Consider the following 13,980-nt stretch of genomic DNA (forward strand, 5'->3'; position numbering starts at 1 on the left):
TTATCGACGCCCCTCGCCCGATAAAACGCATCTTCACAGAAGCGATAGCAAGTCCAATACCTAGGAAGGCTGTACGTGCGTCGAATTACATGCGCCATCACCGCAACGCTTTTCGCGGCTGCGTGCACCATCGCCTCTGGCGGTAGTGCCAATGCTATGCCTGCACAACCGCTGCCGGTAGCACCGCTCTTGTCGTCTTCGTCTACAATCAACCTTTCCTCCTGGCTCCCCTTGGACCAGCTCGGCCGCCCTAACGCCGAGGTCCTGAGCAAAGCGAAAGACTTTGCAGACACTCTGCCTGAACCACTCCGTAACCAGCTACTCGCAGCCGTGGCCTTCATTGAGGGAACAGGGCAGAGCGAAATCAAAGTCCCCGACAACGGCCCTCAGTTCAGCCAATTCCTCTGGCCCAGCATCGCAGGAGAATGCATCAACGGCCATCTCACCGCCACAGGGTCTGCAATCGCGGTTCCCGGCCCCGCAGAAATTCCCGCACCGGGGGCAAAAGAAGGCGAAACCGCCTTTGTTTTCACTGCACTAGGAACGGGGAAACTAGGCCCCAACGAACATCAAGCAATGAATGTCCACTGGTTTAACCTCTCCACGCTGCAGGGCGGAAGCACCCGCCTTGCCGGCCACGGGATCAACCCAGAGGGACCGAGCACCGTATCTGGGACTGCCGACGCGGGAAAGGGGCGCGTTATTGCGCTCATTGAGGGCACTATTGCCACTGAAGCAAGCCCCTGCACCTTCCTACCCACGGCTGCACTCTTCGAGGTGAAATAATGGTTGACCTGCATCCAGTAAAAAAGGAAACCTTCGACCCATCATCGATGACCAACATCGACCCCAAAGGTTTCCAGCGGCGCGTCGATGACTTTCACTCCACCGACTTTGGGCTATACATGGCCCGCGGCGCCGACCACCCCAAATTCGGATACCTAGAGTCCTGGCTCCTTCCCAGCCTGGGCCTAAGAGCCAATATTTTCCACTTCCGTGAAGGCGTCGACGAGCATCAGGATTTCTACTTTGATATCGCCGATATTTCCCTCGAAAACAATATGTGGGTCACACGCGATCTGTATGTTGACCTCATCTCAGTAACAGGCGAACCCGTCAAAGTGGTGGACATCGATGAGCTTGCCGCAGCGACCTCTGCCGGAATCATCACCGCCGAAGAAGCTGAGCGTGCCATTGATGCAACTCTCCTCGCAGTCGAAGGCATAACTCGCTACAATGATGATCCCATGAGCTGGCTCGCATCTCTGGGTTACAACCTAGAATGGGCCGACACCGTCGAACTGGAACCTGCCCCATGATCACCATTTATCACAATTCACACTGCTCCAAGTCACGCGCCGCACTCGAGTTCTTACAGGATCGAGGGGGCGAGGATGTACAGATCATTAATTATCTCTCCTCCCCTCCTAGCGAGGATGCCCTCCGTGAACTCCTCCGCAAAGCAGGACTGACTCCTCACCAGGCAATACGGACAAACGAGCAGCTCTACCAAGAGCTTGGCCTCTCGCCCGAAACTTCCGACGACGAGCTCATTGCCACGATGGTAAAACACCCGCAGCTTATTCAACGGCCGTTCGTCTCCACAGATAAAGGCGTACGCCTTGCACGCCCTATGGAAGTAATAGAGGAGATTCTCTAGATGCGGATTTTTCGCCGGGTCTCCGCTGTCGCTACCGCTGTTGCTCTCTCGCTAGGAATAGTCACTCCTAGCCACGCAGTCGTCGGCGGCACCGCAACTAATCAGCCAAGTCTCGCTTACGTGGGACTAGGAGAGCAGCAATGCACAGGCGTTTTGGTCTCTCCCGAGTGGGTATTGAGCGCTCGCCATTGCCTTGGCGCCGGACCATCAACTATCGGTGTTGGCGGGCAGGTCTTTCGTGCTGTTGAGCAAATCCCCCACCCCACGGCAGACATCGCGTTGATAAAACTCGATCGGCCATCTGACACAGCGCCTATGACTCTTTCTAACAACAACCTATCTTTTGGCGAGAAAACCATCGCTGCAGGTTGGGGTGGGATTGCTCATGGACATGCGCAGTGGGCAGAAGCCACAACGCAGCGTCGTGTTACCAATGTTCCTGGTCCCGACCGCCACGCAGTCTTGATTGAACAATGGATCAGCCAAGGAATCCTCCGCCAAGGAGATTCCGGCGGCCCATTAATGGAAGGCAACGCTGTTGTCGGCGTTCTCAGCATGACCAGCCACACAGGAACCGTCGGCTGGTACACACCTGTTGCGGAACACACCGATTGGATTTCATCCGTAAGCGGAGCACCAAAGCCTCCTTCCGCGGACGCACCTAGCCCGCTTATCGACGCCACCGCTTTCCCCACTGTCATTCCGCTGCCGAGCTTCCCGCTCCCCTTCCGCAGCCACTAAACAACCTCCTAGGGATTGTTAGACGCTTTCATAAAAAGAAGGAGAGGAGATTCCGTAAAGAATCCCCTCTCCTAGTGTCGTACAGAACCAAGTCCGTCGACGACTACATTCCGGTACCGAGTTCTACTCCCAGACCTGGAACAGAATCAATGAGGTTACGCGTGTATTCTTCCTTAGCCGCTAGGAAGAGGGCGTCAGTAGTTCCTTGTTCCACAACACGTCCCTTCTGCATAACTACAACTTCATCCGCTGTTTGGCGCACCACCGCTAAGTCATGAGTAATAAACAGATAACTCAGATTGAGCTCGGACTGAAGATTAGCCAAAAGCTGCAAAATCTGGTTCTGAACCAGAACATCTAAGGCGGAGACGGCCTCGTCCAGAACAATAATCTCGGGGTTTAGCGCTAACGCACGAGCTACAGCGATACGTTGGCGCTGCCCTCCGGAGAGTTCGTTCGGATAACGACGCATGGCCGAACGCGGCATGGCCACCATATCTAGGAGTTCGGCCACACGCTTCTCGCGTTCTTTGCGGTTTCCCACTTGATGCACAACAAGTGGCTCTTCGATGCATCGGAAAATTGAATATGTTGGGTCTAAAGAACCATAAGGGTTTTGGAACACCACTTGCAGCTTGCGCCGCATCGCAAAGAGTTCTTTCTTTCCTAGCGTGGATAGGTCCGTGCCCTTGTAGTAGACCTTGCCTGAAGTTGGGTCGATAAGGTTGAGGACCATATTGGCCACAGTTGACTTACCGGACCCCGACTCTCCTACTAACGCGAGAGTCGTTCCCTGTTTGAGCGAGAAGCTGACGTCGTCGACCGCACGTAGCTCAGCCTTTTTCCCGCGCTGACCACGAACGTCGAAAATCTTGGTGAGATTTTCTACCCTGATGATCTCCTGGCTATCCGTCTTTTCAGAAGCCAATAGCTCGGAGCTTTCCACTCCGTGCTCCTGAGCTGATTGAATCCGAGCAGAAGCCAGAGAGGGGGCAGCGTGAACCAACCGTTTGGTGTACGGATGCTGAGGGTCGCGGAGAATCTGAAGGCTAGGGCCGGATTCGACAACGCGACCACGATGCATGACCACAAGGTGCTCAGCACGCTCAGCTGCCAGGCCAAGATCATGCGTGATAAAGAGAACTGCAGTTCCCAAATCCTGTGTGAGCCCACCCAAATGATCCAAGATGCGTTTTTGTACAGTCACGTCCAGGGCGGAGGTGGGTTCGTCGGCGATGAGCAGCTTCGGACGTGCAGCCAAACCAATGCCGATAAGGGCTCGCTGACGCATGCCTCCGGAAAATTCGTGCGGATACTGCTTCGCGCGGCGGTGGGCGTCGGGAAGCCCTGCTTCCTCCAATAGCTCTGCGACGCGAGCATCCATTTCAGACCCCGGGACCACATTATTTGCTTTGAGCGATTCCTTTACCTGTGTGCCAATGCGCCACACAGGATTGAGATTGCTCATGGGATCTTGAGGCACAAGTCCGATCTGCGAGCCTCGGTAGGATTGCATCTGTTTATCAGAAAGCTTTGTGATGTCTTTTCCGTCAAACAAGATCTGACCACCCGTCACCTTTCCGGTTCCGGGTAGTAGTCCGATGATCGCCATTGCAGTGGTGGACTTGCCTGAGCCAGATTCCCCCACAATGGCCACCGACTGGCCTGGGTAAATGGTCAAGTTAACACCACGGACGGCATCGACGGTGCCAGTTGATGAGGTAAAGGAAATTTGTAAGTCTTTTACCTCTAGAAGCGGCGCATTATTATTTTCACTCATGGCTGTTATCGCTTCCTAGACTTCGGATCAAGGGCATCACGGACTACGTCGCCCATCATGATAAAACTCAAAACTGTCGCTCCAAGCGCTACAGCTGGATAGAACAGCACCATGGGCTGAGTTCGCAACGACACCTGGGCCTTAGCAATATCTCCACCCCAAGAAACAATATGCGGAGGTAGCCCAATCCCTAGGAAGGAGAGGGTGGCCTCAGCCACAATAAACGTTCCTAGCGCCACTGTCGCATACACGATAATCGGGGCCGCAGCATTAGGCAGGATATGACCGCTGAGGATCTTCCACTTTGAGGCTCCTACTGCTCGTGCAGCCGTAACAAATTCCTCGTTCTTTACGGACAATACGGCACCTCGAGTAATGCGAGCGATGTTGGTCCAACCAAACATAGCGAGCACCACGACAACCGTTATAACTGTGCGTTCCTGCTTAAACATCTGCATAACAACGATCGCCGCTAAAACTAGAGGAACTGCAAAGAAAATATCGGTGAGCCGGGAGAGCAGTGTGTCTAAGATACCGCCGAAGAAACCAGCCGCGGCTCCAATAATGGTTCCTATGATCACCACCGCGACAGTGGTAAACACTCCTACCGCCACAGATGCCCGCGCGCCATAAATCATGCGTGCATAAATGTCGCAACCTTGACGATCAAAGCCAAAAGGATGTCCGTCTTCTGGGTTTGCCAAGGATTTGGATAACTCGCAAAAACCTGGATCTGTGGACGTAAACATCTGCGGGATTACGGCAAGAAGCACCGCAGTAAGGATCAACGCCGAAGAAACCCAGAATAATGGACGGCGCCGCAGGTATTTCCATGCCTCGCCCCATGTAGAAGTAGGGGCAGACTCGTCGGCAACCGCGTCGACAGCGCCCAAGCCCGTCTCATCTGTATCTGCTATAAAGTGTTCCTGCCCTGGACGCGGCTGAAAAATATTGTGATTATGCATATCGGATCCTCGGGTCAAGCAATGCGTAGATCAAGTCCACGACGAGGTTAGCGATGATATAGACGATTACAAGGACCGTGGTAAAAGACACGACTGTCGTGGGCTCACCTTTAAGGATTGCCTGGTACATCGTGCCGCCTACGCCATTAATGCCAAAGATTCCCTCAGTCACAATAGCCCCACCCATAAGTGCGCCAAGGTCAGCGCCTAGGAAGGTGGCTACGGGAATCAACGAGTTACGCAAGACGTGCCTCATAGTCACGTTTCTGCCATTTAATCCCTTTGCACGCGCAGTGCGTACGTAATCTGCCCGAAGGTTTTCTGAGACTGACTGCCGGGTAAGTCGAACAACATAGGCAAAAGACAACGCCCCTAGGACGATGGCTGGCATGAGTAATGATTTGACCGAGGTATTTGATCCAACCGTTACTGGCAAGATTCCCCATTTAACGCCAACAAAAAACTGGAAAACAAAACCAATCACAAACGATGGAACGGCGATGACAATGAGCGACATAACGAGCACGGTGGAATCAAAAATTCCGCCGCGACGCATTCCAGCAATCACACCAAAGCAAATGCCAAAAACAGCTTCAAAGATGAGCGCCATGACGGCAAGTTTTATGGTTACTGGGAAGGCCTGCGCCATGGCTTCTGCGACAGGACGTCCGGAGAAAGTAGTGCCAAAATCCAGTGAGAAAATTCCCTTGATATACAGCAAATACTGGATGATAAATGGCTTATCTAAATTGTAATCAGCCTCGATTCGGGCCCGTGCGGCTTCAGTCAAGCCACGGTCGCCGCCGAGAGCCGCAACAGGATCACCCGGCATGAGGAATACGAGTGCGTAGAGCAGGAGTGTTGCTCCGAAGAAGACTGGAATCATCTGGAGCAAGCGGCGCCCAATATAGCGCAACATATGCATTTTCCTTAAAGCTTATTAACGATGGCTGAGCCCCGCGCAGATTACACGCGGGGCCAAGCAACAAACGTCTATACGACGGTAAAAATTAGCCCTTGGTGATTTGTGAGTAAGCGGGAACAGACTTCCAACTGAAAACCACGTTATTTACGTTTTGGGAGTAACCACCAGTCACATTCGAGTACCACAGAGGAATGGCAGGAAGATCTTTGTAGAGGATCTCTTCAGCCTCTTGATAGAGCTTGATGCCCTCTTGTACTGAGGAAGCTGAGGCAGCGGCATTGAGCTTCTTATCAAATTCCTGGTTGGAGTAGTCACCGTCGTTAGAGCTAGCGTTGGTGGCATAAAGTGGGCTGAGGAAGTTACCAAGAAGTGGGTAATCGCCTTGCCAACCGGTGCGGTATGCGCCCTTGATAGTGCGGTGGGTGACCTCATCGCGCAAAGACTTGAAGTCCGGATATGGTTTACCCGACGCAGAGATTTCCAAGTTGTTCTTAATCTGGTTAGCTACTGCGTCTACCCAAGACTGGTGCCCGCCGTCAGAGTTGTAGGCGATGGTGAATTCACCGGTAAACGGCGAGATGGCGTCAGCTTTTGCCCACAGTTCCTTAGCCTTAGCAGGATCAAACTTGGTTACTTCGCTTCCCGGAAGCCCTTCCTTATATCCATCGACTACCGGGGAGGAAAAGTCCTTAGCCGGTGTACGAGTTTCCTGGAAGATAGCCTTAGTCACTTCTTCACGGTTGATTGCCAAGGATATAGCTTGACGACGCAGCGCACCTTCTTCACCCGAGAAGTGCTCAAGCTTCTGCGGAATAGTAAAGGACTGGAAGACCGCAGCCGGCTGGTTCACAGCTCGCTCGCCCAGTTCATTCTTAAAGGTGCCGAATGCGGAATCCGGGATAGCATCGAGAACATCGAGGTTACCGGCCAGAAGGTCGGAATAGGCGGCATCCTGAGAAGAATAGAATGTGAACTTCACACCGTCATTCTTCGCTTTCATCTCCCCGGTGTACTCCTCATTGGGCACAAGGGTGATGGACTCGTTGTGGTTCCACTCTTCAACCTTATAGGGGCCAGAGCTGATGGGTTTCTCACCAAAAGCCGCGATATCATCAAACGCAACATCCGGTAGCGCAAAATACGCGCTATATCCTAGGCGAGCCGGAAAATCCGACGCCGGCTGGGAAAGCTCAATGCTAAAGGTCTTATCATCAATGACCTTCAACCCCTCAAGCTCCTTCACCCCGGAGCCAAAGCCTTTGATCATCTCAAAGAAGGACGCATTGCGCTGATCATTAGCCACAGCATAATTCCACGTCTTTACGTAATTCTCCGCTTTGATGGGCGTTCCGTCCGAGAACTTCAGTCCGTCTTTCAATGTGACCTTGTATGTTCGATCGCCCTCAAGGCTAATAGACTCGGCCTGCTCATTATGAGACTTGCCGTCCGTGTCATAGCGAACTAGCCCCGAGTAAATAACATCCACAATGCGTCCACCGCCGGTCTCATTGGTGTTGGCGGGAATCAATGGGTTCTGCGGCTCAGAGCCATTAGCCAGAACATAGTTTTTACCGGACTTGCTACCAGAGGAGTCCGAGGAGCAAGCAGCGAGGCTCACAGCAAGAGCCGCGGACATACCAACGGCGAGAGTCTTCTTAAGCGTCATTTACGACCTCCCAGGGAATGACAGACATCTTTCGCAATAGTCTCCAAACGGAAACGTGGATATTGCTTGCACGAAATCCTATCCCGTGACGCACATCATTCATAAGGGGTGCGAACGCTCCTAGGTCACTAAAACTGTCCAGTTATAGTTTCTATAAAAATTTCCCGCCCCTTACCTGCATGTCAGACGAATGGTGAATTTTCCCATATGATTTTAAAGTTATTATCTCGTTATCCAATGGGGGTGGGACTTTTACCCCCTTAAGGCGGGGAAAACCACATCTCGAGACAACGGGGCTAACCTCTCAGAATCACTATCAAGCCCGAACCACGCGATTTCCTCGATTTCTTCATACACGGTGTTCGGTTTTTCATCCCCTCGATAGAGAAACACATCACAGTCAACGATCGCCCCCGGCTCGTTGGCAGCTGGTGCCTGATAACGCCCGATTGCTTCTAGTTCCTCAACGCGCATACGGATCTGCAGTTCTTCAGCAATCTCCCGAATCGCCGCGGAGATGGGAGCCTCCCCCTCCTCTAGCTTTCCTCCAGGAAGCATAAAAGAATCGGTGCCACGCTTGCGCACACTCGCGATTTTTCCGTCTTTAAAAAACACAACTGCTGCGATTCTGATAATCATTTCTCTCCTAGCCATAACCGCACATCCACATCCGGGATCTTCTGAAAATGAGCCTTCTCCTGCTCAGCCCATACGTTCCACCACGGCGCATCATCAGGGTCGCGCGCCAAAGCCCGTTCCTTCCGCCAGGCTTCCGGGCCGTCAAGAACAACGCTAAAAACATAGCCCTTGCTTTTCGACGCCGCCACCGTCTCCCGTGTAATCGACCCCACCCCCTCAATCACTATGTTTTCACCCCGCACAGGCACCCACTGCCCCCGTTTGTAGTGCTGCCAGTCCCACTGCCAATACCCTGACTTCTCTCCTAATACATCCTCGGCCACCATCCGAGATCCTTCGGCGAGGCCATGCCACCCTGGGTAAAGATCATCAAGATGCACCAGTTCAAATCCCAAAATCCCGGCCAGCTTCCTCGCAAGTGTGGTTTTCCCGGAACCGGAGGGGCCATCGATAAGCACAATCATGCGCCCAGGAACCTAAAACTCCCCGTATACACAGAGACCATGATCGCTACAGTCGACATCGCGCAGCATGCCGTGAGTAGGAGGGCGTCACGACGCCCAAAGGTTGAAGTTCTCGCCCACGTCCTATCCGGATACTTACCAAAACCCCGGGCTTCCATTGCCGTAGCTAGCTTCGCGCCGCGTCGCAACGCTAAAACAAGCAGACCAAACGTCACAGAAAAAGCTGTCTTAATGCGGCCTTTGTCATCGAGCCCCCTAGCCCGGCGCGCCCTCCGCAACGACTGCCAATCCCGACGAAACAACGAAATAAGTCTGGTACTGGCCACTGCTCCGATCACAAACCGAGACGGTAACTTCAATACCTGAGCAAGCCCATCCCCTAGTTCAGTGGGATCGATTGCTCTCAGCAACACGATGACGGGTAGCCCTACAGCTAATACGCGTACCATAATCGCCGCCGCAAGGCTCAAAGAATTATCCGTAACATGTGCAAAAAGAAAAGACGCATATTCGTGGCCTTCTGGCCGACCATACAAGGCCATAGAGAGTCCGGCTATGGGCGTAGCAATGAAAATGGGAAGGCCTCGTCGCGCCAAGACCCGCCAGCTCACGCCAACGCAGGGCGCGCAGGCTACCGTAAAAATCACCGCGATAGCTGCTGATACGATATCAACGCTGATTAAGAGAGGCGTGGTAAACAATGCAAGACCTAGTACTCGGGAGACCGGGTTTACTTCTTTGATGAGGTTCATAGCTGAATCTCCTTGTCTCCTAGCGCCGCGCGATACAACGGATCGTGGGTAATGGAAACCACTGTGGTCCCAGCGTCCGTGAGCTGACGCAATAGCAGCACAAGCTCGGTAAAAGTGCGACGATCTTGACCAAAAGTCGGCTCATCCAAAAACACCACGCTAGGTGTATTCACCAAAATAGTGGCCACAGAAAGCCGGCGTTTTTGTCCTCCTGACAGCGTAAAAGGATTTGCTTCTGCCAAGTGATCCAGGCGAAGCTTCGCTAGGAGAGCGTCTGCGCGGCGATGTGCTTCGGGCTTAGGCGTTTGTCCACTTCCTGCGCCAACAAGAAGTTCCTCCCTCACCGTTTTAGCCACAAACTGGTGCTCGGGATCTTGAAAAACATATCCCATGCGTGCAGCAAGCGACGTCGAGGACCATTTATAGGGGTGAGGGCTGAGTTTTCCGGCGATCTCACGATTCACCCGGACTTCCCCTCCTAGGGGCGGAAGTAACCCAGCAAGCGTGAGTAAAGTTGTTGTTTTTCCAGCTCCGTTAACTCCGGTTAATACAGTCGAAAAGCCCCTAGGGAGGGCAAGATCCAACGAGCTTTGTACAGGAGAATCCCATCCCGTGGCTAAAGAATGAGTTGTCAGTGCATTCTCCGCAGATGAGCTTACTGGTTGTGCCAAGGGCAGGAGAGGATCGTGACCAGGCACCCATACGCCCCCTCGCGCCAGTTCCTCCCCGTACTGAGAAATCACTGTATCAGCTGGGGCATCAGCGATAATGCTTCCTTCATCGCCCAGCACGATGATACGGTCAACAAATTCAAGCCAGGTATCCACGCGGTGCTCAATAATTATTACTGTGGCATTGGTGGCATCTGCAGCAGTTTCCACCGCTGCCACTACGTCGCGGACTCCCTGAGGGTCGAGGTTGGCGGTGGGCTCGTCGAGAAGCAGCAAATCAGCGCCCATAGCAAGTACTCCTGCCAGCGCGAGCCGCTGTTTTTGTCCCCCCGACAGCAATGCAGTGGGATGGTCTAAAGGCAGCCGCAAACCAACGTGGTCCAATGCTATAGGCACACGACGCCATATTTCGTCCTTAGGAAGGCGGAGGTTTTCGCAGCCAAATGCCACGTCGTCCCCCACCCGCGAGGAAATGACCTGGGAATCCGGGTCCTGCAACACCATCCCAGGTGTCGCATGAACCTTAAGAGTTCCTTCCCCCTCCCCTTCATCAGCGCCTAACACACCTGCCAGAGCTGAAAGTAGCGTAGATTTTCCTGCACCCGATGCTCCGAGTAAGAGGATGCGTTCCCCCCGCTCTACCTCAAAGTTAAGACCTTGCAAAGCATGCTTGAGGCGGCTGGAGTGACGATACCCAAAATCTCGTGCATAAATTTGAGGGGCCATTACAATCTTCCTATTCAACAAGCCAATCCTGGGATCTTAGTCCAGCCGCAACAGGCCATGAGCACATGACTAATCCAACATGTCATGGCTTTAGACATCGCCAGATATCGCCAAGTTCCTGGGGCACGCCGGTGCCAGATATACGTTGAGAAAACGACAACGCTCTTTCTCACTCTTCCTAGGCACCCTTATCACGTAGATGCCATGCGCATACCACCAATGAGACGAACAGAATTGTGCTTTAAACTCTCGCGCGAGCTTCCCGCCCCGCCGCGAAGCGGTCCAAAGCCCCTGTTGACGCGAGGGCTTTAACCAAAAGGTAACTCACAAGTCCCGCCAAGATCGCACCGGAGACTGCCATTGCACCTAAATAAGTCAGATTAAATGCAAGTGTCTTAGCGTAATTTGCGCTCAGGAATAGTTCTAGAATGAATGCCCCAATTCCAGCGCCCACGCCGGCAAGCATCGCAACGACTACGCCAAAGCGCTTATACAAAAAGACAGCAAAAATTAGTTCTGCGCCCAATCCCTGTGCGAGTCCCGAATAGAGGGTCTCTATCCCCCACTGGTTCCCAATACCTGCAGATACTGCAGCCGCCAGGACTTCAACAAACACCGCGGCACCAGGCTTGCGAATAACAAGACCACCGATCACGCCGCCCATCAACCAAATTCCGGTAGCAATACCACCAAGACCGGGAGTAAGAGCGTTGGCCGCCTGGTACCAGGCATATCCGACAGAGTTCCATGCCCAAAAGATCAATCCGCAGGCAATACCTAGGACTGAAGCAATAACAATATCCACAACGCGCCACGACGCGCGTGCAGAAGCGGATGAAGATACAGATGTATTCATGTTTTCTCCCTATCGCCGGCATTATCCGGATCAGGTTCCTACGGTTTGGGCCTTACGATGCAAAACTGATAGTGACCCATCTCAGCTCAAGGCGTAACGTCCCTTAAGCACCCGTTTTCCTTTTGCAATTATGTGCGCGGAACAGTTTACCTCTATCGGTGTAAAAGAACATCAAGAATAAGGCGATGCATCCGCGCTTCCCTACCCCCGAGCTCTGCCATCCGCACCACGCCTCCCACCTGAGCATCCAACTCACTAGGAAGATCATCAAGAAGGTCTCTTTGCATAGAGCTGGTAGCTTGAGCGGACTGACGATCCAAGGATGCAAGGGTGGTTTCTACGATGTCTGAGGGAAGATCAATACCTAATGCGCGCCCGGCTTCTTCCACCTCCTGCATCAGGTTTCTTAAATCGGCACGGTATAGAGTTCGGATTTCTCCCAAAGGTTTATCCACGAGTGCACCTAAAGCGCCAAAACAGGTGACAAACATAGCTTTTGCCCAGATATCTTCCATTACCGCAGGATGAACAATCGGCTCGATACCGGCTTTTGCTAATGCTTTTTGTAATTCGTTGACGGTTTCCTGCGTTGCGGGATCTACTGAGCCAAAGGTGAAGCTCCGGATGCCTCCTGCGAATTCAACTTCCGCAGGTCCTCTCTTAATAAGGAAGCTTCGCACCACACCCGGGATCACTGCGGCTGGACCAAAGGTATCAATAGCTATTTGGGGCATTTCCACAGAATTTTGTGTAGTCACCAGCACTGCACCTCGCGGCAGCGATTCTGGCAATTCGGGAGCCGAAAGCGTCTTAGTGGCTAGGAGAACGATGTCTGCTGACTCTATCTCCGAAAGAGAAGATACCGACTGCACGGGGACGTCGCGAAGCCCCTCGGGCGTATGAATGCGCAGCCCACGGTTCCTTAATGCATGTAAACTCTCGTTTCGAGCCACAAAGGTGACGTCTGTCCCAGTCTCATGAAGCAAAGCGCCGAAGTATCCCCCAACCGCCCCTGCGCCGATAATAACGATGTGCATAATCTAGACTTTATGTCACTTCTCAACGTCACAAGACGGTTATGCCGCATTGTTTTCTTGTTAGGTGGACAACTAAGTCTCCGCTACTATAAAGCTCCTATATTTCCCTCTCCCCGTTAGGATTTTCTCATGGCTGGTGGCCTCGCTGCCCTTCTCGACGACGTAGCCCTTATCGCCCGAGCAGCTGCCGCCAGCGTTGATGATGTTGCAGCAGCAGCCGCAAAAACGAGTGCCAAGGCCGCAGGGGTGGTGGTCGATGACACCGCAGTGACTCCTCAATATGTCAAAGGAGTGGCGCCAGCAAGGGAGCTACCTATAATTTGGCGTATTGCAAAAGGCTCCATCGTTAACAAGCTGCTCATCATCTTGCCAATAGCGCTGCTGCTCAATGCCCTAGCACCGGGGCTACTCACCCCCATCCTCATGCTCGGTGGCGCCTACCTATGTTTTGAGGGGGCAGAAAAAGTCTGGGAGATGCTCTCCGGAAAACAGCATGCAAGCGAAGAAGAAGCCGGCCATAAAGACGAGAATGCCCTCGTTCGGGGCGCGATTACCACCGATCTCATCCTTTCTGCAGAGATCATGGTTATCTCGTTGAATGAGGTAGCCGATAAAAGCATCTGGATGGAAGTCGCAGTACTTATTACTGTCGGAATCTTTATCACCGCAATCGTTTACGGTTCGGTCGCTCTCCTAGTCAAGATGGATGATCTCGGACTAAAGCTTGGCACGCGTGACTCGGCTGGCGCCCAGAGACTTGGCAAAGGACTCGTCGCGGCGATGCCCAGGGTGCTCAATGCTATTTCTATTATCGGAATGCTGGCCATGTTGTGGGTGGGCGGGCATATCGTGGTCGCCGGCCTCGCGGAGCTTGGGTGGTGGCATCTTCCGCATGATCTCATCCATGATGTTGTTCACCATGTAGAGCACTGGGGTGCGTTTGTGCGGTGGGTTACGGAAACAACATGCTCGTTGATCTTTGGCCTTCTCCTAGGCGGCATCATCGTAGCCATAGTCGAACCAATCCATCGTGGATTGCATAAGAAAAAGCATTAAGCGTTTCTAGATCCACGCTCCAATCGCACTCCACCCCGATGA

Annotated in this window: 15 protein-coding genes and 1 riboswitch; of the genes, 5 read left to right on the plus strand and 10 right to left on the minus strand. The window is 53.0% G+C overall.

Annotated features, from left to right (window positions below; all coding sequences use genetic code 11):
• Positions 1-75 precede the first annotated feature (75 nt).
• The 4 genes from CpATCC19410_RS09375 to CpATCC19410_RS09390 are packed head-to-tail and all read left to right on the plus strand — an operon-like array spanning position 76 to position 2,401.
• Positions 76-786 (plus strand): Rv1157c family protein, encoded by a 711-nt coding sequence (locus tag CpATCC19410_RS09375; protein WP_014401094.1) that lies wholly within the window; start codon positions 76-78, stop codon positions 784-786.
• Complete coding sequence (locus tag CpATCC19410_RS09380; RefSeq protein ID WP_013241621.1) at positions 786-1,319, plus strand: ribonuclease FAU-1 family protein; 534 nt, start codon at positions 786-788, stop codon at positions 1,317-1,319. Before CpATCC19410_RS09375 ends, CpATCC19410_RS09380 begins: the two co-directional genes overlap by 1 nt.
• The gene (arsC, locus tag CpATCC19410_RS09385; RefSeq protein ID WP_014300604.1) at positions 1,316-1,660 is read left to right on the plus strand and encodes an arsenate reductase (glutaredoxin); all 345 of its coding nucleotides are present in this window, start codon (positions 1,316-1,318) and stop codon (positions 1,658-1,660) included. Before CpATCC19410_RS09380 ends, arsC begins: the two co-directional genes overlap by 4 nt.
• Complete coding sequence (locus tag CpATCC19410_RS09390; protein WP_013241619.1) at positions 1,661-2,401, plus strand: S1 family peptidase; 741 nt, start codon at positions 1,661-1,663, stop codon at positions 2,399-2,401. It begins immediately after the preceding gene.
• Positions 2,402-2,504: 103 nt separating this feature from the next.
• Here CpATCC19410_RS09390 and CpATCC19410_RS09395 read toward each other — a convergent pair whose 3' ends face one another.
• From CpATCC19410_RS09395 to CpATCC19410_RS09440, 10 genes are all read right to left on the minus strand, one after another.
• Positions 2,505-4,181, minus strand: coding sequence for a dipeptide ABC transporter ATP-binding protein (locus CpATCC19410_RS09395; protein ID WP_013241618.1), 1,677 nt, complete (start codon positions 4,179-4,181; stop codon positions 2,505-2,507).
• Between the two features lie 5 nt (positions 4,182-4,186).
• A complete protein-coding gene (locus CpATCC19410_RS09400) occupies positions 4,187-5,146 on the minus strand; it encodes an ABC transporter permease (RefSeq protein ID WP_013241617.1) in 960 nt (319 codons plus the stop codon).
• A complete protein-coding gene (locus CpATCC19410_RS09405; protein ID WP_013241616.1) occupies positions 5,139-6,065 on the minus strand; it encodes an ABC transporter permease in 927 nt (308 codons plus the stop codon). The genes CpATCC19410_RS09400 and CpATCC19410_RS09405 overlap by 8 nt, the downstream gene beginning before the upstream one ends.
• Positions 6,066-6,156: 91 nt before the next feature.
• A complete protein-coding gene (locus CpATCC19410_RS09410) occupies positions 6,157-7,737 on the minus strand; it encodes a peptide ABC transporter substrate-binding protein (protein WP_014401093.1) in 1,581 nt (526 codons plus the stop codon).
• Between the two features lie 252 nt (positions 7,738-7,989).
• Positions 7,990-8,376 carry an NUDIX hydrolase gene (locus tag CpATCC19410_RS09415; RefSeq protein WP_013241614.1) on the minus strand — a complete coding sequence of 129 codons (387 nt, stop codon included), beginning with the start codon at positions 8,374-8,376 and terminating at the stop codon, positions 7,990-7,992.
• Positions 8,373-8,840: a nucleoside/nucleotide kinase family protein gene (locus CpATCC19410_RS09420; protein WP_013241613.1), complete on the minus strand. Its 468-nt coding sequence runs from the start codon at positions 8,838-8,840 to the stop codon at positions 8,373-8,375. The genes CpATCC19410_RS09415 and CpATCC19410_RS09420 overlap by 4 nt, the downstream gene beginning before the upstream one ends.
• A complete protein-coding gene (locus CpATCC19410_RS09425; RefSeq protein WP_013241612.1) occupies positions 8,837-9,592 on the minus strand; it encodes an energy-coupling factor transporter transmembrane component T family protein in 756 nt (251 codons plus the stop codon). Before CpATCC19410_RS09425 ends, CpATCC19410_RS09420 begins: the two co-directional genes overlap by 4 nt.
• Positions 9,589-10,989 (minus strand): ABC transporter ATP-binding protein, encoded by a 1,401-nt coding sequence (locus tag CpATCC19410_RS09430; protein WP_013241611.1) that lies wholly within the window; start codon positions 10,987-10,989, stop codon positions 9,589-9,591. Before CpATCC19410_RS09430 ends, CpATCC19410_RS09425 begins: the two co-directional genes overlap by 4 nt.
• A 241-nt stretch (positions 10,990-11,230) precedes the next feature.
• Complete coding sequence (locus CpATCC19410_RS09435) at positions 11,231-11,845, minus strand: ECF transporter S component (RefSeq protein ID WP_013241610.1); 615 nt, start codon at positions 11,843-11,845, stop codon at positions 11,231-11,233.
• Positions 11,834-11,970, minus strand: a riboswitch (TPP riboswitch). It overlaps the preceding gene by 12 nt.
• A 27-nt stretch (positions 11,971-11,997) precedes the next feature.
• Positions 11,998-12,882, minus strand: a complete 885-nt coding sequence (locus CpATCC19410_RS09440; RefSeq protein WP_014401092.1) for a 2-dehydropantoate 2-reductase — start codon at positions 12,880-12,882, stop codon at positions 11,998-12,000.
• A gap of 129 nt (positions 12,883-13,011) precedes the next feature.
• Between CpATCC19410_RS09440 and CpATCC19410_RS09445 the strand changes: the two genes are divergently transcribed.
• On the plus strand, positions 13,012-13,938 hold the full coding sequence (locus CpATCC19410_RS09445; protein ID WP_013241608.1) for a DUF808 domain-containing protein: 927 nt from the start codon (positions 13,012-13,014) through the stop codon (positions 13,936-13,938).
• Positions 13,939-13,980 lie beyond the last annotated feature (42 nt).

Source organism: Corynebacterium pseudotuberculosis, assembly GCF_002155265.1.
GTDB lineage: Bacteria > Actinomycetota > Actinomycetes > Mycobacteriales > Mycobacteriaceae > Corynebacterium > Corynebacterium pseudotuberculosis.

Bases quoted from the DNA above. Each gene is read 5' to 3' on its own strand.
- CpATCC19410_RS09380 (WP_013241621.1), top strand. From the start codon at position 786: ATGGTTGACCTGCATCCAGTAAAAAAGGAAACCTTCGACCCATCATCG.
- arsC (WP_014300604.1), top strand. From the start codon at position 1,316: ATGATCACCATTTATCACAATTCACACTGCTCCAAGTCACGCGCCGCA.
- CpATCC19410_RS09390 (WP_013241619.1), top strand. From the start codon at position 1,661: ATGCGGATTTTTCGCCGGGTCTCCGCTGTCGCTACCGCTGTTGCTCTC.
- CpATCC19410_RS09395 (WP_013241618.1), bottom strand. From the start codon at position 4,181: ATGAGTGAAAATAATAATGCGCCGCTTCTAGAGGTAAAAGACTTACAA.
- CpATCC19410_RS09400 (WP_013241617.1), bottom strand. From the start codon at position 5,146: ATGCATAATCACAATATTTTTCAGCCGCGTCCAGGGCAGGAACACTTT.
- CpATCC19410_RS09405 (WP_013241616.1), bottom strand. From the start codon at position 6,065: ATGTTGCGCTATATTGGGCGCCGCTTGCTCCAGATGATTCCAGTCTTC.
- CpATCC19410_RS09410 (WP_014401093.1), bottom strand. From the start codon at position 7,737: ATGACGCTTAAGAAGACTCTCGCCGTTGGTATGTCCGCGGCTCTTGCT.
- CpATCC19410_RS09415 (WP_013241614.1), bottom strand. From the start codon at position 8,376: ATGATTATCAGAATCGCAGCAGTTGTGTTTTTTAAAGACGGAAAAATC.
- CpATCC19410_RS09420 (WP_013241613.1), bottom strand. From the start codon at position 8,840: ATGATTGTGCTTATCGATGGCCCCTCCGGTTCCGGGAAAACCACACTT.
- CpATCC19410_RS09425 (WP_013241612.1), bottom strand. From the start codon at position 9,592: ATGAACCTCATCAAAGAAGTAAACCCGGTCTCCCGAGTACTAGGTCTT.
- CpATCC19410_RS09430 (WP_013241611.1), bottom strand. From the start codon at position 10,989: ATGGCCCCTCAAATTTATGCACGAGATTTTGGGTATCGTCACTCCAGC.
- CpATCC19410_RS09435 (WP_013241610.1), bottom strand. From the start codon at position 11,845: ATGAATACATCTGTATCTTCATCCGCTTCTGCACGCGCGTCGTGGCGC.
- CpATCC19410_RS09440 (WP_014401092.1), bottom strand. From the start codon at position 12,882: ATGCACATCGTTATTATCGGCGCAGGGGCGGTTGGGGGATACTTCGGC.
- CpATCC19410_RS09445 (WP_013241608.1), top strand. From the start codon at position 13,012: ATGGCTGGTGGCCTCGCTGCCCTTCTCGACGACGTAGCCCTTATCGCC.